This is a genomic window from Burkholderia territorii (assembly GCF_001718335.1).
Classification (GTDB): Bacteria; Pseudomonadota; Gammaproteobacteria; order Burkholderiales; family Burkholderiaceae; genus Burkholderia; species Burkholderia territorii.
On the sequence record NZ_CP013366.1, the window covers coordinates 373,004 to 389,327 of the forward strand.

Below are 16,324 nucleotides of genomic sequence, written 5' to 3' on the forward strand. Positions count from 1 at the left end.
ATATGACCCCTTTTACAAGGACTCTGAATGGAAGCATTCGTGCATGGGCTGATCGACGCCGTCAACGGCGTGCTGTGGAATTACGTGCTGATCGCGCTGCTGCTCGGCGCCGGCGCGTGGTTCACGTTGCGGTTCCGGATGATCCAGCTGAAGGCGCTGTTTCTCAGCATCAAGCTGGTCGGCAGCAAGGGCGAACCGGGCAGCATCTCGTCGTTCCAGGCGTTCGCGACCGGGCTCGCGAGCCGCGTGGGCACCGGCAACATTGCCGGTGTCGCGGTCGCGCTGACGGTCGGCGGGCCGGGCGCGATCTTCTGGATGTGGATGACGGCGCTCGTCGGGATGTCGTCGGCGTTCGTCGAGGCCACGCTCGCGCAGATCTTCAAGGTTTCGCATCCGGACGGCAGCTATCGCGGCGGCCCCGCGTACTACATCCAGACGGGCCTGCGCTCGCGCGGCTTCGGCGTGCTGTTCTCGCTGTCGCTGATCCTCGCGTTCGGCTTCGTGTTCAACGCGGTGCAGGCCAATGCGATCGCCGACGCGTTCAATACGTCGTTCGGCTGGAGCCGCGAATCGGTCGGCCTCGGCCTCGTGCTGCTCACGGCGCCGCTCATCTTCGGCGGGATTCGCCGCATCGCGTCGGTCGCCCAGGTGATCGTGCCGGTGATGGCGATCGGCTATCTCGCGCTGGCCGTCTATGCGGTCGCGACGCACGTCGCGCTGGTGCCGGAAGTGCTCGCGCTGATCGTGAAGAGCGCGTTCGGGATCGAGCAGGCGGCGGGTGGCCTGACCGGCTACGCGATCAGTCAGGCAGTCTCGATGGGCGTGAAGCGCGGATTGTTCTCGAACGAGGCCGGCATGGGCAGCGCACCGAACGCGGCCGCGACCGCGAGCGTGCGGCATCCGGTCGTGCAGGGGCTGATCCAGATGCTCGGCGTGTTCGTCGACACGATCGTGATCTGCAGCGCGACCGCGTTCGTGATCCTGCTGTCGGGCCAGTACGAGCTCGGCACCGGCATGGAAGGCGCGGCGCTCACGCAGCGCGCGATCGCGAGCCACGTCGGCGACTGGGGCGGCATCTACATGGCCGTCGCGATCTTCTTCTTCGCGTACTCGTCGGTGATCGGCAATTACGCATACGCGGAAGGCAACGTCGACTTCATCACGAAGCGGCGCGGCGTGCTGCCGCTGTTCCGCATCGCGGTGCTCGGCATGGTGATGTTCGGCAGCGTCGGGCAACTGCCGCTCGTATGGGCGATGGCCGATACGAGCATGGGCCTGATGGCGATCATCAACCTGGTCGCGATTCTCGCACTCGGCAAGTATGCGCATGCCGCGTGGCGCGACTATCGCCAGCAGCGCGCGCAGGGCATTGCCGATCCGGTGTTTACGCGCAACACGATTCCCGAGCTCGCGCGCGTGCTGCCGGCCGACGTGTGGGGCGAGCACGGCCCGTTGCCGCAGCGTCCGGCGTCGGTCGATGCGGTGGCCGAAGCGCGCGTGACGGTGCGCGAGTCATGAACGGCGACCGGCTCCGTGCGTTCGTCGCGCTGATGCCCGATGCGGCATCTCGCGACGCGCTGCACGCGTTGCCGGTCACCCGAGGCGCGCGGCGCACGCTGCCCGCGCAACTGCACGTGACGCTCGCGTTCATCGGTGCAATCGAGCGCGCGCGTTGCGATGCGCTGGCCGCGCGCCTGCCGGCGCTCGCGGCCGCGCATGCGCTGCCGTTGCAGCCGGTCGAGCGCATTGCGTGGTGGCCGAGCCTGCCGCGCGCGAGACTGATCGTCGCGGAACTCGCGCCCGATCCCGCCTGTGCGGCGCTGAATGCCGATTTGTTCGCGCTGCTGTGCGAACTGGGCGTGCCGGCCGACCGCCGGCCGTTCAGGCCGCACGTCACGCTCGCGCGGCTGCCGCGCGACGCGGACGGGCAGCCCGCGCACGGCGGCGCGACGGGGCGGCCGATTGCGCTGCGTTTCGTCGCGCTGACGTTGTTCGAAAGCCGGCTGTCGCACGACGGCGTGTCGCATGTGCCGATCGTGTCGGTGCCGGTCGGGCCGGCGTAGCGGGAAGGCGGGAGCGACGAGGAAGAGAAGAAGGCCGGCGCGGTATGCGCCGGCCTTTTGCTTGGCGGTTACGCGGCGACCTTGTCGTTGTCGGTCACGCGTTCGACGTTGATCGTGCCGACGTGGAACGCGGCGAGCGATTCGCGATGCGCGATGCTGACGATCGCGGCCTTCGGCAGCCGTTCGGCGAACAGGTGATAGAGGCGCGCTTCGTTGTCGGCATCGAGCGCGCTGGTCGCTTCGTCGAGGAACAGGAAGTCCGGCTTGTGCAGCAGCACGCGCGCGCCGGCCAGACGCTGCTGTTCGCCCGGCGACAGCACGCGCGTCCAGTGGCCGGTCTCGTCGAGGCGCCCGACGTAGTCTTCGAGGCGGCACGCACGCAGCGCGTCGCGGCACGCGTCGTCGGTGAACGCGTCGGGCGTGGCCGGGTAGGTGAGCGCGGCCTTCAGCGTGCCGATCGGCAAATAGCTGGTTTGCGGCACGAACATCATCCGTGCGCCGACCGGCGCGTCGATCGCGCCGTCGCCGAACGGCCACAGGCCCGCGAGCGCGCGCATGAACGTGCTCTTGCCGGAGCCGGACTTGCCGATTACCAGCCAGCGCGAGCCGGGCTCGATCGTCACGTTGCCGATGTTGGCGAGCGCGTCGCCGTTCGGCAGCGCGAGCTTCAGCGACGACGTCGACAGCTTCGCGGCATCGACGTAGTGCAGGTTGATGCCGCCGTGCTCGGTCGCGGGCGACAGGCTTTCCTTCAGGTGCGACGTGCCCATGACACGCTTGAATTCACGCAGACGGTTGACGGTCGCGCGCCATTCGACGAGGGTCGAGTAACTGTTGATGAACCACGAGAACGAGTCGCTGACGGTGCCGAACGCGGACGCAATCTGCATCAGCACGCCGAACGAGAACGCGCCCGCGAAATAGCGCGGCGCCGCGACGACGAGCGGGAAGATGATCGCGATCTGCCCGTAGAAGCTGAGCACGAACGTGAGGCGCTTCGTGTACTTCATCACGCGCCACCAGTTGTCCCGAATGCGCATGAACAGCGTCTGCGCGGTGCCGATCTCGGTTTTCTCGCCGTCGTAGAACGCGATCTGCTCGGCGTTCTCGCGCACGCGGATCAGGCCGAAGCGGAAGTCGGCCTCGACGCGCTGTTGCTGGTAGTTGATCGACACGAGCGGGTGACCGACCTTCTGGATGAGCAGCGAGCCGACCACCGCATACAGTGCGGCCGCCCAGACCATGTACCCGGGGATCGCGACAGGCGTAGCACCCAGCGTAATCGTCAGCGCGCCCGCGAGCGACCACAGGATCGTGATGAACGACACGAGCGTGACGACCGTCGACAGCAGGTCGAGCGACAACGTGAGCGTCGTCGTCGCGAACGACTGGAGGTCGTCGGTGATCCGCTGATCGGGGTTGTCGGCGAGGCGGTCGCGCTCGATCCGGTAGAACGCGCGATCGCCGAGCCATTGGCCGAGGAAGCGCTCGGTGAGCCACTGGCGCCAGCGGAACCCGAGCATCTGGCGCAGGTAACGGCCGTACACGGCGAGGATGATGAACGCGAACGCGAATCCCGAGAACTGCATCAACAGGTCGGGGAAATCGTGAACGTTCTTCGATTGCAGCGCGTTGTAGAACCCCACGTTCCACTTGTTCAGCTTCACGTTGATCCAGACCACGCAGAGATTGATCGCGATGATCGTGATCAGCAGCCCCCACGCGATTTTCCATTCGGACGACACCCAGTAGGGCTTGATGAGGCTCCATGCGGATACCGGGCGCTCGTCCTGCGGCGCGTCGGGGGCGGAGCGGACGGGATCGATCGATTGGGTCATGTGCTTCCTGATGAGTTGCCGGCGCGCGGGCCGGGCGGAGCCGGACGCGCGCCGCGATACGGCATGCCGGGACGAGGTGCCGACTGACGGCGGGCGTCCGGATGGTGGCCCGCGCGTCTTAAACGGCACTTAAGGCCGGCGGTGACGCGGCAACCGGCCGCTCGCGCGGCCGGCCTGCGGGCATTGTGCCAGAGCGGCGCGGCGCGACGGCGAATTTGCCGCAGGGGGACAGTTTGCGGCGCTTTCCGCTTTTATGGTCTAATGGCCGACGACGAAACAGGGGTGCTTCGAGCGCGGCCGACGGACAGTTCCGGGCGACGCGGCGAGGCTGAGAAAGACCCTTCGCACCCGATCCGGGTAATACCGGCGAGGGAAGTTTCTGATCCCGCCGGGCCGCGCTGGCCGCCATCCCACATGGCCAGCGCCCGAGTTCCGCCCGGCCGGCCTTTGCTGCCGGTTTCGTCCTTTGGGTACGCGCGCTGCGCGTTACGGAAGGAATGATGACCGCTCAATCTTCAGTCTTTTGCGCTGTTCCCGATCCGCTGTCGCGTGCATCCGCACGGGGCGCCGCGTGCACGTCGACGTGCGTCGCACGCGCCCGCGCGGCTCGGCGGGAGGGCGCGCGATGAACCTTCACGCTTGCCGGCCGGATTTCGCGGTACTCGGCGGCGGCCTCGTCGGCCGCTTGATCGCCTGGCGGCTCGCGGGCGACGGGCATCGCGTCGCGCTCTACGAGCGCGGCGGCCCGGATGGCGAGCAGTCGGCCGCATGGGTCGCGGCCGCGATGCTCGCGCCGCTCGCCGAGGCGGCAAGCGCCGAGCTGCTGATCACCGAGCTCGGCGCCGCATCGCTCGCGCGCTGGCCGCAATGGCTCGCGGAACTGCCCGAACCGGTGTTCTTCCAGCAGCACGGCACGCTCGTCGTCTGGCATCACGCGGATCGCGCCGAGGCGCCGCTGTTCGAGCGTCGCGTGCGCGCGAACGCGCCGGCCGAGCTGTTCGACGGTGGCTTCGTCGCATTGGCCGGCGCGCAGGTCGACGCGGCCGAGCCCGCGCTCGCGGGGCGTTTCGCGCGCGGCCTGATGCTGCCGCGCGAAGGGCAGCTCGACAACCGCCAGGCGCTGCGTGCACTCGCGGCGGGCCTTGCGCAACGCGGCGTCGAACTGCACTGGCACGCGACGATCGACGACGCGAACCGGCCCGACGCGCATTTCACGATCGATTGCCGCGGGCTCGGCGCGAAAGCGGTGCTGCCCGCGCTGCGCGGCATCCGCGGCGAAGTCGCGCGCGTGCGCGCAACGGGCATCGGGCTCACGCGGCCCGTGCGGTTGCTGCATCCGCGTTATCCCCTCTACATCGCGCCGAAACAGGACGACCTGTACGTGATCGGCGCGACCGAAGTGGAGGGCGAGGACATGTCGCCCGTCAGCGTGCGCTCGGCGCTCGAACTGTTGAGCGCGGCGTTTTCCGTGCATCCCGCATTCGGCGAGGCGCGCATTCTCGAACTGAATGCGCAATGCCGCCCGACGCTGCCCGATCATCGCCCGGCGGTGGTCTGGGACGGCGCGACGACGCTGGCCGTCAACGGCCTGTACCGGCACGGCTTCATGATCGCGCCGGAAGTCGCGCATGCGGCGGTCGCGTTCGCGCAAGGCGCGCTCGGCGGCGCGTTCGCCGATGCCGACGCGTTCGCCGCGTGGCGCGATGCCGCGCGCTGGCCGACGCTCCTTCATCACCGCGACGACGCGCGCCAGCCGGCCTGACGCGCGCTGCCCACCGAATTCGATCGAGTCTCATGGATATCCAGATCAATCAACAGACGCTGACGCTGCCCGACGGCGCGACGGTGGCCGACGCGCTCGCCGCGTACGGCGCGCGTCCGCCGTACGCGGTCGCGCTGAACGGCAACTTCGTCGCGCGCACGCAGCATGCGGCGCGCGCACTCGCGGCGGGCGACAAGCTCGACGTCGTGCACCCCGTCGCGGGCGGCTGAGCGCCGCCGCTTCGCCTCCGCTCTTCCAGGAAAACGACATGACGTCCCTCACTTCCGCCGACGCGCTGACGCTGTACGGCGAAACCTTCGCAAGCCGCGTGCTGCTCGGCACGTCGCGCTACCCGTCGCTGCAGTCGCTGTCCGATTCGATCGCCGCGTCGCGCCCCGGCATGGTGACGGTCGCGCTGCGCCGCCAGATGAACGGCGGCACCGCCGAGGCCGGCTTTTTCGACCTGCTCAAGCGTCACGCGGTGCCGCTGCTGCCGAACACGGCCGGCTGCCAGACCGTTGCCGAGGCAGTGACGACCGCGCACATGGCGCGCGAGGTGTTCGACACCGACTGGATCAAGCTCGAGCTGATCGGCGACGATTACACGCTGCAGCCCGACCCGATCGGACTGATCGAGGCGGCCGCGCAACTGGTCAAGGATGGTTTCAAGGTGCTGCCGTACTGCACCGAGGATCTCGTGATCGGCCGGCGCCTGCTCGACGTCGGTTGCGAGGCGCTGATGCCCTGGGGCGCGCCGATCGGCACCGGCAAGGGCGTCGTCAATCCGTACGGGCTGCGCGTGCTGCGCGAGCGGCTGCCGGACGTGCCGTTGATCGTCGACGCCGGGCTCGGCGTACCGTCGCACGCGTGCCAGGTGATGGAATGGGGATTCGACGGCGTGCTGCTGAACACCGCCGTGTCGCAGGCCACGCATCCGGAAATCATGGCGCGTGCGTTCGCGCAGGGCGTCGAGGCCGGCCGTGCGGCTTATCTCGCCGGGCCGATGGATGCGCGCGAGACCGCGCATGCGAGCACGCCGGTCGTTGGAATGCCGTTCTGGCACCAGGACGGGAGCGGCGCATGAGCGCGCGCTTCGCCGATGCATTCTGGCCGCCGGCCGATGAACTGGCCGAAGCGGCCGAGCGGATTCGCGCCCGCCTGGGCGACTGGCCGACCGGCACCGCGGCGTGGCGCCTGTGCGTCGCGGCGCCCGACGTACCGGCCGCCGGCGACGTGCTGATCGTGTCAGCCGGCGATCGTGCCGCGCAGGCGCGCGCGTCGGCGGCATCGCGCCCTGCGTCGCCGGACGCGGTCGCGATCGAGTTCGACGAGCACGGCGCTGCGCTGCATGCCGCGGGCGTGCGCTACGCGCTGGAGGCCGCGCATCCGCTCGCCGACGACTGGATCGCGGCGCTGGCGGCGTTCCTCGATTGCGGTTTCGAGCCGATCGACGCGCTGGTGCTCGCGCTCGCGTGGCGGGACGGCGACGAAGCGCGCGGTACCGACGCGTGGCCGGTGGACGCTGCGCGATTCCCGCGCATCGCGGGCCTGCCGGCCGCGCCCGAACCCGCATTCCCGCCGTGCCCGCCGCAATTGGGCCTCTATCCGGTCGTCCCCGACGCCGAATGGGTCGAACGCGTGCTCGAATGCGGTGCGCGAACCGTGCAGCTGCGCGTGAAAGGCGCGACCCCGGATGCGTTGCGCCGGGAAATCGCGCGCGCAGTCGCCGCAGGGCGCCGATATCACGATGCACGCGTGTTCATCAACGATCACTGGCAGATCGCGATGGAAGAGGGTGCGTATGGCGTACATCTCGGTCAGGAGGATCTGGAAACGGCGGATCTGGCCGCGATCGCGCGCGCGGGCTTGCGGCTCGGCCTGTCGAGTCACGGTTATTACGAGATGTTGCGCGCGTTGCACGAGCGGCCGAGCTATCTGGCGCTCGGCCCCGTGTACGCGACCGCGACCAAGGCCGTCGCGGCGCCGCCCCAGGGCCTCGCGCGGATCGCCCGCTATGCGCGCTTCGCGGGCGCGCGGGCGCCGCTCGTCGCGATCGGCGGCGTCGGGCTCGACGCGCTGCCGGACGTGCTGGCGACGGGCGTCGGCAGCGTCGCGGTGGTCAGTGCGATCACGGGTGCAGACGATTATCGGGCGGCGGTTGTTGCGTTGCAGCAATGCTTTGCCCGACAATTTGACAATCGTTGACCGCGGGGTTCGAAACGGCGTCACGACATCATTCCAATGCAGGCCCTATAATTCGGCGTTCTGCGTAAAAGGACTGTCAGCTCCGTGAGCCCCACTCCTACCGACACACTGCTGGAACTTCGCGACGTCGACTTTGGCTACGGCGACCGCCTCGTCCTGTCGAACCTGAACATGCGCTTCGGGCGCGGCCAGGTCGTCGCCGTCATGGGCGGGTCGGGTTGCGGCAAGACGACCGTGCTGCGTCTGATCGGCGGCCTGGTGCGCGCGCGGCGCGGCCAGGTGCTGTTCGACGGCGCCGACGTCGGCGCGCAGACGCGCGACGGCTTGTACGCGCTGCGCCGCAAGATGGGCATGCTGTTCCAGTTCGGCGCGCTGTTTACCGACATGTCGGTGTTCGAAAACGTCGCGTTCGCGCTGCGCGAACACACCGACCTGCCGGAAGACCTGATCCGCGACCTGGTGCTGATGAAGCTCAACGCGGTGGGTCTGCGCGGCGCGCGCGACCTGATGCCGTCCGAGGTGTCCGGCGGGATGGCACGCCGGATCGCGCTTGCACGCGCGATCGCGCTCGATCCGCAGCTCATCATGTACGACGAACCGTTCGCGGGCCTCGATCCGATCTCGCTCGGCATCACGGCAAACCTGATCCGCACGCTGAACGAGGCGCTCGGCGCGACGTCCATCCTCGTCACGCACGACGTGCCGGAATCGTTCGCGATCGCCGATTACGTGTATTTTCTGGCCAATGGCGGCGTGCTCGCGCAGGGTACGCCCGACGAGCTGCGCGCGTCGACCGACCCGAGCGTGCGCCAGTTCATCGACGGCGCGCCAGACGGCCCGTTCAAATTTCATTACACGAGCCCGCCGCTGGCTGCGGATTTCGGGCTCGGCGGAGGGCGCGCATGATCAGCGCGATCGGACGTTACGTCATCGGCGGCCTCGAGCGCGCGGGCTACGGCACGCGGCTGTTCGTGCGCCTCGTGCTGGAATTCTTTCCGCTGCTGCGCCGGCCGCGGCTCGTCACGAAACAGATTCACTTCCTCGGCAACTATTCGTTCGTGATCATTGCCGTGTCGGGCCTGTTCGTCGGCTTCGTGCTCGGCCTGCAGGGCTATTACACGCTGAATCGCTACGGGTCCGAGCAGGCGCTCGGCCTGCTGGTCGCGCTGTCGCTGGTGCGCGAGCTCGGCCCGGTCGTGACCGCGCTGCTGTTCGCGGGACGCGCCGGCACGTCGCTCACGGCCGAGATCGGCCTGATGAAGGCGGGCGAGCAGCTCACCGCGCTCGAAATGATGGCCGTCGACCCGATCAAGACGGTGATCGCGCCGCGCCTGTGGGCCGGCATCATCGCGATGCCGCTGCTCGCCGCGATCTTCAACGCGGTCGGCGTGCTCGGCGGATATTTCGTCGGGGTCGTGCTGATCGGCGTCGATCCGGGCGCGTTCTGGTCGCAGATGCAGGGCGGGGTCGAGGTGTGGGCCGACGTCGGCAACGGCGTGATCAAGAGCATCGTGTTCGGGTTCGCCGTGACCTTCATTGCACTGTTTCAAGGGTATGAAGCGAAGCCCACGCCCGAGGGCGTGTCGCGCGCGACGACCAAGACGGTCGTGTTCGCGTCGCTCGCCGTACTCGGCCTCGATTTCCTGCTGACCGCGCTGATGTTCAGCTAAGCCTCAGCCAAGCCAAATTTTGGGATGAAGATGAAAAAGACTGCTCTCGACTTCTGGGTCGGCCTGTTCGTGGTGGTGGGCTTCCTTGCGGTGCTGTTCCTGGCGCTCAAGGTCGGCAACATGAGTTCGCTGTCGTTTCAGCCGACCTACTCGGTGAGGATGAAGTTCGACAACATCGGCGGGCTCAAGCCGCGCGCCGCCGTGAAGAGCGCGGGCGTGGTGGTCGGCCGCGTGAAGTCGATCGGCTTCGACACGAACACGTACCAGGCGGTCGTCACGATCGACGTCGACGGCCAGTACCAGTTCCCGAAGGATTCGTCGGCGAAGATCCTGACGTCGGGCCTGCTCGGCGAGCAGTACATCGGCCTCGATCCGGGCGGCGACACCGAAATGCTGAAGTCGGGCGATACGATCACGATGACGCAGTCGGCGATCGTGCTCGAGAACCTGATCGGCCAGTTCCTGTACAGCAAGGCGGCCGACGCGGGCGGCGCGAAGCCTGCAGCCGGCGCATCCGCGGCGCCGGGCGCACCCGCCGCACCGGCTCCGGTGGCGGTGCCGGCGTCCGCGGTGTCCGGTTCGGCGGCCCAATAACCACACGAGAGAAAGACAAGAGGGTAATGACCATGCAGACGATCCGCATCAGGCACGCCGCGCTCGCGGTGGCGGCAGTCGCCGCGTTGAGCGGTTGCGCGACCGTGCAGACGCCGACCAAGGGCGATCCGCTCGAGGGCTTCAACCGGACGATGTACAAGTTCAACGACACGGTCGACACGTACGCGCTGAAGCCGGTCGCGAAGGGCTACCAGTACGTGGTGCCGCAGCCGGTGCGCGACAGCGTGACCAACTTCTTCTCGAACATCGGCGACGTCTACATCGCCGCGAACAACATCGTGCAGCTGCGAATCGCGGACGGTGTCGGCGACATCATGCGCGTGGTGATCAACACGGTGTTCGGCGTCGGTGGCCTGTTCGACGTCGCGACGATCGCGAAACTGCCGAAGCACACGGCCGACTTCGGGATCACGATGGGCCGCTACGGCATGCCGTCGGGCCCGTATCTGGTGCTGCCGCTGCTCGGCCCGAGCACGCTGCGCGACACGGCCGGCCTCGGTGTCGACTACGTGGGCAATCCGCTCACGTACGTGAAGCCGGACGGCGTGAGCTGGGGCCTGTTCGGCGTGAATCTCGTCAACACGCGCGCGAACCTGCTCGGCGCCGGCGACGTGCTGGATGCCGCGGCGCTCGACAAGTATTCGTTCGTGCGCAACGCCTACCTGCAGCGCCGCCAGATGCTGGTCGACAACGCGCGCGGCGAGGCGTCGACGGCGTCGAACAACGATGCGCTGCCGAAGTACGACCTGCCGGACGACGGCGCGGCACCGGCGGCAGCCGGCGCGGCCGGAACGGCAGGCGCGGCGGCGGTCGGCGGCGCGACGGCACCGGCCGGCGCATCGGGCGCGGCCGTTGCTGCGCCGGCATCGGGCGGCGCCGAAGCACCGAACCCGGCCAGCGCGACGAACGTGCCGGCAATGCAGATGACGCCGCCCGCACCGGGCGGGATTCGTTTCCCTAGCATCAAGCTGCACTGACCGACTTACATTCGTTACAGCCGGAAACGATTCAGTCGGTAGCGCACGCGAACTTGCGCGTAAGCTACCGGCTCCAACCTTCGCATCGACTCTTCATGCAGGTCACTATGATGAAAAAACTGTTCCTGATCCCCGTTTTCGCGGCGCTGTTCTCGTTCGGCAGCGCAGCCCACGCGCAAGTCGACCAGTCGAACCCGCAGGCGCTGATCAAGACGGCGACCCAGCAGGTCCTCGACGAGGTCAAGCAGCAGACGATCAAGCAGGGCGACACCAACCGCATCATCTCGATCGTCAACAAGGACATCCTGCCGTACACCGATTTCCGCCGCACCACGCAGCTCGCGATGGGCCGCAACTGGCGCGCGGCATCGCCCGAGCAGCAGCAACAGGTTCAGGAGCAGTTCAAGCTGCTGCTGATCCGCACGTATTCGGGCGCGCTCGCGCAGCTCAAGCCGGACCAGCAGATCCAGTACCCGCCGTTCCGCGCCGATCCGGCCGACACCGACGTGGTCGTGAAGACGGTCGCGATGAACAACGGCCAGCCGGTCCAGATCGACTATCGCCTGTACAAGACGGCGAACGGCTGGAAGGTGTATGACTTGAACGTGCTGGGCGCGTGGCTGATCCAGACGTACCAGCAGCAGTTCAACGAGAAGATCCAGCAAAGCGGCGTGGACGGCCTGATCCAGTTCCTCACGCAGCGCAACCAGCAACTCGCCGCCGGCAAGCAGGCGTCGTGAGCGGCTTCGAAGCAGGTCCTTCGCTGACCGTCGCGAGCGCGAAATCCGCGCTCGCGGACGGTCTCGCGCGCATCGGCGCCGGCGCGACCGCCGTCGACTGCGCGGCGCTGACGCAGTTCGACTCGTCCGCGCTCGCCGTGCTGCTCGCATGGCAACGTGCCGCCAAAGCGCGCGGCGCGATCCTCGACATCCTCAATCTCCCGCAGAAGCTCGCCAGTCTCGCGCGCGCTTACGGCGTCGACGCTCTCATCGACGGCACCGGGCGACATTGACCCTGCCTGACCGAAGCGTGCCGCGCCAGCCGGCGCGCGCACGCTTCAGGCCGCGCGTCTCCTGCGCCGGCTCCACCAGCCGGTTTGCCCTATAATCAAGCGTTTTGCGGGGCAGCCAATCGGCGTCCGGCCCCCATTTTCTTTCGCAGCAAGCACAGAATAGGCGTCGCGGCCGCAGCGCCGCGCACAGTCATGTCAGCCATAGAAATCCGTCACGTCAAGAAGCGCTACAAATCGCTTCAGGCGCTCAAGGGCGTCAGCCTGTCGGTCGAGGAAGGCGAGTTTTTCGGTCTGCTCGGCCCGAACGGCGCAGGCAAGACCACGCTCATCAGTATCCTCGCCGGGCTTGCCCGGGCCGATGAAGGCAGTATCTCGGTGCGCGGCCACGACGTCGTCAAGGACTTCCGAGGCGCGCGCCGCGCACTCGGCGTCGTGCCGCAGGAACTCGTATTCGACCCGTTCTTCACCGTCCGCGAGACGCTGCGGATCCAGTCCGGCTATTTCGGGCTGCGCCGCAACGACGACTGGATCGACGAAGTGATGGCCAATCTCGATCTCACCGAGAAGGCCGACGCGAACATGCGCGCGCTGTCGGGCGGGATGAAGCGCCGCGTGCTGGTCGCGCAGGCGCTCGTGCACCGGCCGCCCGTGATCGTGCTCGACGAGCCGACCGCCGGTGTCGACGTCGAGCTGCGCCAGACGCTGTGGCAGTTCATCTCGCGGCTGAACCGCGAGGGCCACACGATCGTCCTGACCACCCATTACCTCGAGGAAGCCGAGTCGCTGTGCGACCGCATCGCGATGTTGCGTCGCGGCGAGGTCGTCGCGCTCGACCGCACCGACGCGCTGCTGCGCCGCTTCGCCGGGCTGCAGCTGTACTTGCGGCTCGCGACGGGTGCGCTGCCTGCCGAGCTGCGCGGGCTGGAGACCGATCCGGCCGCGCGCGCGCCGGGCGAGCACCTGCTGCGCCTCACGAGCTACGACGATGTCGAGCGCATCCTCGCGCAGTGTCGCGCGGCGGGCTGCACGTTCGACGAGATCGAGGTCCGCAAGGCCGACCTCGAGGATGTGTTCGTCCAGGTGATGAACGGGGCCGAGGTGATCGAGGGATTGGCATGAGCGGTTTTCGTACGTTGTTCTACAAGGAACTCCTGCGTTTCTGGAAGGTGTCGTTCCAGACCGTGTGCGCGCCGATCGTGACGGCGCTGCTGTACCTGACGATCTTCGGGCATGCGCTGTCGGGCCGCGTCGAGGTGTATCCGGGCGTCGAGTACGTGAGCTTTCTCGTGCCGGGCCTCGTGATGATGAGCGTGCTGCAGAACGCATTCGCGAACAGCTCGTCGTCGCTGATCCAGTCGAAGATCACCGGCAACCTCGTGTTCGTGCTGCTGCCGCCGTTGTCCTACAAGGACATCTTCGGCGCGTACGTGCTCGCGTCCGTCGTGCGCGGGCTCGCGGTCGGCGCCGGCGTGTTCGTCGTGACGATCTGGTTTATCCCGATGCATTTCGCGGCGCCGGTGTTCATCGTCGCGTTCGCGCTGCTCGGCTCGGCGATCCTCGGCACGCTCGGGCTGATCGCCGGGATCTGGGCCGAGAAGTTCGACCAGCTCGCCGCGTTCCAGAACTTCCTGATCATGCCGCTGACGTTCCTGTCCGGCGTGTTCTATTCGACGCACTCGCTGCCGCCCGTGTGGCGCGAGATCTCGCGTCTCAACCCGTTTTTCTACATGATCGACGGCTTCCGTTACGGGTTCTTCGGCGCGTCCGACATCAACCCGCTCGCGAGCCTCGCGATCGTCACCGGTTTCTTCGTGCTGCTCGCGATGTTCGCGATGCGGCTGCTCGCGACCGGCTACAAACTGCGTCATTGATATCGACGGCGGCGGCCGCCCGGGGCGGCGCGCGCCGACAGGAGCCTCTCATGTTGCCGACTCCCGAACAGGTCAAGCAATACATCGCCGGCGGTCTCGCCTGCACTCATCTGGAAGTCGAAGGCGACGGCCAGCATTTCTTCGCGACGATCGTGTCGGCGGCCTTCGAAGGCAAGCGGCCGATCCAGCGGCACCAGCTCGTTTATGCGGCGCTCGGCGATCGCATGAAGCAGGAAATTCACGCGCTCAGCATGAAGACGCTGACGCCCGCCGAATGGCAGAACGCATAACCGGAACCACTGAGTGCAAGTCACCGTCAACGAGCGCGACGCCGTCCAGAGCGTCGCCACGGCACACCCGGCCGCCAACGGGGAATCGCAGGGACATGGGATGGACAAGCTGGTGATCGAAGGCGGTCGCCGGCTGTCGGGCGAGATCGTCGTGTCGGGCGCGAAGAACGCCGCGCTGCCGATCCTCTGCGCGGGGCTGCTCAGCGCCGAGCCGGTCGAGCTCGACAACGTGCCGAACCTGAAGGACGTGCGCACCACGCTGAAGGTGCTGAACCAGATGGGCGTGAAGAGCGAAACCGACGGCAGCCGCGTGCAGCTCGACGCGTCGCGCGTCGACAACCTCGTCGCGCCGTACGAGCTGGTCAAGACGATGCGCGCGTCGATCCTCGTGCTCGGGCCGCTGCTCGCGCGCTTCGGCGAGGCGAAGGTGTCGCTGCCGGGCGGCTGCGCGATCGGCGCGCGGCCGGTCGACCAGCACATCAAGGGCCTGCAGGCGATGGGTGCCGAGATCAGCATCGAGCACGGCTTCATCGAGGCGCGCGCGAAGCGCCTGAAGGGCGCGCGCATCGTGACCGACATGATCACGGTGACGGGGACGGAAAACCTGCTGATGGCCGCGACGCTGGCCGACGGCGAGACGGTGATCGAGAACGCGGCGCGCGAGCCGGAAGTGAGCGATCTCGCGCACTTGCTGGTCGCGATGGGTGCGAAAATCGACGGCATCGGCACCGACCGCCTCGTGATCCAGGGCGTCGAGCGGCTGCACGGCGCCCGTCATTCGGTGATTCCCGACCGCATCGAGGCCGGCACGTTCCTGTGCGCGGTCGCGGCGGCGGGCGGCGACGTGATGCTGACGGGCGTGCGCCCGCACATCCTCGACGCGGTGATCGACAAGCTGCGCGAGGCCGGCGTGTCGATCGAGGAAGGCGACAGCTGGCTGCGCGTGAAGATGGACCGCCGCCCGTCGGCGGTGACGATCCGCACGTCGGAATACCCGGCGTTCCCGACCGACATGCAGGCGCAGTTCATGGCCCTTAATTCGGTCGCGACGGGCACCGCGCAGGTGGTCGAGACCATTTTCGAGAACCGCTTCATGCACGTGCAGGAACTGAACCGGCTCGGCGCGAACATCACGATCGACGGCAACACGGCGCTCGTGACCGGCGTCGACAAGCTGTCCGGCGCGAACGTGATGGCGACTGACCTGCGCGCGTCGGCGAGCCTCGTGATCGCCGGGCTGCGCGCCGAAGGCGAAACGCTCGTCGACCGCATCTATCACCTGGACCGCGGCTACGACCGCATGGAAACCAAACTGACCGCCGTCGGCGCGAACGTGCGCCGCCTCTCCGGGAGCCAAGCATGACCGCGCCGCTGACCCTCGCCCTGTCGAAGGGCCGGATTTTCGAGGAAACCCTGCCGCTGCTGGCGGCCGCCGGCGTGCAGGTGGCCGAGGATCCGGAAACGTCGCGCAAGCTGATCCTGCCGACGACCGATCCGAACCTGCGCGTGATCATCGTGCGCGCGAGCGACGTGCCGACCTACGTCGAATACGGCGCGGCCGATTTCGGCGTGGCGGGCAAGGACGTGCTGGTCGAGCACGGCGGCTCGGGCCTGTACCAGCCGATCGATCTGAACATCGCACGCTGCCGGATGTCGGTGGCCGTGCCGGCCGGTTTCGACTACGCGAACGCGGTGCGCCAGGGCGCGCGCCTGCGGGTCGCGACCAAGTACGTCGAAACGGCACGCGAACACTTCGCCGCGAAGGGCGTGCACGTCGACCTGATCAAGCTGTACGGTTCGATGGAGCTGGCGCCGCTGGTCGGGCTGGCCGACGCGATCGTCGACCTCGTCAGCTCGGGCGGCACGCTGAAGGCGAACAATCTGGTCGAGGTCGAGGAGATCATGGCGATCTCGTCGCGCCTCGTCGTGAACCAGGCTGCGCTGAAGTTGAAGCGCGCGGCGCTCAAGCCGATTCTCGACGCGTTCGAACGCGCGTCGCAGAATGGCAATTGAGCGCATCA

At 67.9% G+C, this 16,324-nt stretch carries 18 protein-coding genes and 1 riboswitch; of the genes, 17 read left to right on the top strand and 1 reads right to left on the bottom strand.

Translation table 11 applies throughout. The features are described 5' to 3' along the window. Positions 1-27 precede the first annotated feature (27 nt). Entirely contained in the window at positions 28-1,518 is a 1,491-nt protein-coding gene (locus WS51_RS12465) for an alanine/glycine:cation symporter family protein (protein ID WP_059543775.1), read from the top strand. Then, complete coding sequence (thpR, locus tag WS51_RS12470; RefSeq protein WP_069229263.1) at positions 1,515-2,063, top strand: RNA 2',3'-cyclic phosphodiesterase; 549 nt, start codon at positions 1,515-1,517, stop codon at positions 2,061-2,063. The genes WS51_RS12465 and thpR overlap by 4 nt, the downstream gene beginning before the upstream one ends. A 68-nt stretch (positions 2,064-2,131) precedes the next feature. On the opposite strand, the gene WS51_RS12475 is transcribed toward thpR, so the two are convergent. After that, on the bottom strand, positions 2,132-3,901 hold the full coding sequence (locus WS51_RS12475; RefSeq protein ID WP_059449824.1) for an ABC transporter ATP-binding protein/permease: 1,770 nt from the start codon (positions 3,899-3,901) through the stop codon (positions 2,132-2,134). 268 nt (positions 3,902-4,169) lie between these two features. After that, positions 4,170-4,293: riboswitch (TPP riboswitch) on the top strand. Positions 4,294-4,526: 233 nt separating this feature from the next. Here WS51_RS12475 and WS51_RS12480 point away from each other — a divergent pair. From WS51_RS12480 to hisG, 15 genes are all read left to right on the top strand, one after another. Next, on the top strand, positions 4,527-5,663 hold the full coding sequence (locus WS51_RS12480; protein ID WP_069229975.1) for an FAD-dependent oxidoreductase: 1,137 nt from the start codon (positions 4,527-4,529) through the stop codon (positions 5,661-5,663). 32 nt (positions 5,664-5,695) lie between these two features. Continuing rightward, positions 5,696-5,893 carry a sulfur carrier protein ThiS gene (gene thiS, locus WS51_RS12485; protein WP_027783340.1) on the top strand — a complete coding sequence of 66 codons (198 nt, stop codon included), beginning with the start codon at positions 5,696-5,698 and terminating at the stop codon, positions 5,891-5,893. A 38-nt stretch (positions 5,894-5,931) separates the two neighbouring features. Continuing rightward, a complete protein-coding gene (locus WS51_RS12490) occupies positions 5,932-6,747 on the top strand; it encodes a thiazole synthase (protein WP_069229264.1) in 816 nt (271 codons plus the stop codon). Next, positions 6,744-7,868 (top strand): thiamine phosphate synthase, encoded by a 1,125-nt coding sequence (gene thiE, locus WS51_RS12495; RefSeq protein ID WP_069229265.1) that lies wholly within the window; start codon positions 6,744-6,746, stop codon positions 7,866-7,868. Before WS51_RS12490 ends, thiE begins: the two co-directional genes overlap by 4 nt. Positions 7,869-7,952: 84 nt before the next feature. After that, positions 7,953-8,774 (top strand): ABC transporter ATP-binding protein, encoded by an 822-nt coding sequence (locus WS51_RS12500; RefSeq protein WP_059449821.1) that lies wholly within the window; start codon positions 7,953-7,955, stop codon positions 8,772-8,774. Then, a complete protein-coding gene (gene mlaE, locus WS51_RS12505; RefSeq protein ID WP_059449820.1) occupies positions 8,771-9,538 on the top strand; it encodes a lipid asymmetry maintenance ABC transporter permease subunit MlaE in 768 nt (255 codons plus the stop codon). Before WS51_RS12500 ends, mlaE begins: the two co-directional genes overlap by 4 nt. A 24-nt stretch (positions 9,539-9,562) precedes the next feature. Further along, positions 9,563-10,132: an outer membrane lipid asymmetry maintenance protein MlaD gene (mlaD, locus tag WS51_RS12510; protein ID WP_059449819.1), complete on the top strand. Its 570-nt coding sequence runs from the start codon at positions 9,563-9,565 to the stop codon at positions 10,130-10,132. A 32-nt stretch (positions 10,133-10,164) separates the two neighbouring features. Further along, a complete protein-coding gene (locus WS51_RS12515) occupies positions 10,165-11,130 on the top strand; it encodes an MlaA family lipoprotein (protein WP_069229976.1) in 966 nt (321 codons plus the stop codon). Between the two features lie 110 nt (positions 11,131-11,240). After that, a complete protein-coding gene (locus WS51_RS12520) occupies positions 11,241-11,870 on the top strand; it encodes an MlaC/ttg2D family ABC transporter substrate-binding protein (RefSeq protein ID WP_059449851.1) in 630 nt (209 codons plus the stop codon). Further along, positions 11,867-12,142: an STAS domain-containing protein gene (locus tag WS51_RS12525; protein WP_069229266.1), complete on the top strand. Its 276-nt coding sequence runs from the start codon at positions 11,867-11,869 to the stop codon at positions 12,140-12,142. The genes WS51_RS12520 and WS51_RS12525 overlap by 4 nt, the downstream gene beginning before the upstream one ends. Positions 12,143-12,334: 192 nt before the next feature. Continuing rightward, positions 12,335-13,261 (top strand): ABC transporter ATP-binding protein, encoded by a 927-nt coding sequence (locus tag WS51_RS12530; protein ID WP_059449817.1) that lies wholly within the window; start codon positions 12,335-12,337, stop codon positions 13,259-13,261. Next, positions 13,258-14,013: an ABC transporter permease gene (locus tag WS51_RS12535; protein ID WP_059449816.1), complete on the top strand. Its 756-nt coding sequence runs from the start codon at positions 13,258-13,260 to the stop codon at positions 14,011-14,013. Before WS51_RS12530 ends, WS51_RS12535 begins: the two co-directional genes overlap by 4 nt. A gap of 50 nt (positions 14,014-14,063) precedes the next feature. After that, entirely contained in the window at positions 14,064-14,303 is a 240-nt protein-coding gene (locus WS51_RS12540; protein ID WP_006477131.1) for a BolA family protein, read from the top strand. 13 nt (positions 14,304-14,316) lie between these two features. After that, positions 14,317-15,666, top strand: coding sequence for a UDP-N-acetylglucosamine 1-carboxyvinyltransferase (gene murA, locus WS51_RS12545; RefSeq protein ID WP_059449815.1), 1,350 nt, complete (start codon positions 14,317-14,319; stop codon positions 15,664-15,666). Then, entirely contained in the window at positions 15,663-16,316 is a 654-nt protein-coding gene (gene hisG, locus WS51_RS12550) for an ATP phosphoribosyltransferase (protein ID WP_006751807.1), read from the top strand. The genes murA and hisG overlap by 4 nt, the downstream gene beginning before the upstream one ends. Positions 16,317-16,324 lie beyond the last annotated feature (8 nt).

Coding starts and splice junctions, on each gene's coding strand:
- WS51_RS12465 (WP_059543775.1), top strand. CDS start 28: ATGGAAGCATTCGTGCATGGGCTGATCGACGCCGTCAACGGCGTGCTG.
- thpR (WP_069229263.1), top strand. CDS start 1,515: ATGAACGGCGACCGGCTCCGTGCGTTCGTCGCGCTGATGCCCGATGCG.
- WS51_RS12475 (WP_059449824.1), bottom strand. CDS start 3,901: ATGACCCAATCGATCGATCCCGTCCGCTCCGCCCCCGACGCGCCGCAG.
- WS51_RS12480 (WP_069229975.1), top strand. CDS start 4,527: ATGAACCTTCACGCTTGCCGGCCGGATTTCGCGGTACTCGGCGGCGGC.
- thiS (WP_027783340.1), top strand. CDS start 5,696: ATGGATATCCAGATCAATCAACAGACGCTGACGCTGCCCGACGGCGCG.
- WS51_RS12490 (WP_069229264.1), top strand. CDS start 5,932: ATGACGTCCCTCACTTCCGCCGACGCGCTGACGCTGTACGGCGAAACC.
- thiE (WP_069229265.1), top strand. CDS start 6,744: ATGAGCGCGCGCTTCGCCGATGCATTCTGGCCGCCGGCCGATGAACTG.
- mlaE (WP_059449820.1), top strand. CDS start 8,771: ATGATCAGCGCGATCGGACGTTACGTCATCGGCGGCCTCGAGCGCGCG.
- mlaD (WP_059449819.1), top strand. CDS start 9,563: ATGAAGATGAAAAAGACTGCTCTCGACTTCTGGGTCGGCCTGTTCGTG.
- WS51_RS12515 (WP_069229976.1), top strand. CDS start 10,165: ATGCAGACGATCCGCATCAGGCACGCCGCGCTCGCGGTGGCGGCAGTC.
- WS51_RS12520 (WP_059449851.1), top strand. CDS start 11,241: ATGAAAAAACTGTTCCTGATCCCCGTTTTCGCGGCGCTGTTCTCGTTC.
- WS51_RS12530 (WP_059449817.1), top strand. CDS start 12,335: ATGTCAGCCATAGAAATCCGTCACGTCAAGAAGCGCTACAAATCGCTT.
- WS51_RS12535 (WP_059449816.1), top strand. CDS start 13,258: ATGAGCGGTTTTCGTACGTTGTTCTACAAGGAACTCCTGCGTTTCTGG.
- WS51_RS12540 (WP_006477131.1), top strand. CDS start 14,064: ATGTTGCCGACTCCCGAACAGGTCAAGCAATACATCGCCGGCGGTCTC.
- hisG (WP_006751807.1), top strand. CDS start 15,663: ATGACCGCGCCGCTGACCCTCGCCCTGTCGAAGGGCCGGATTTTCGAG.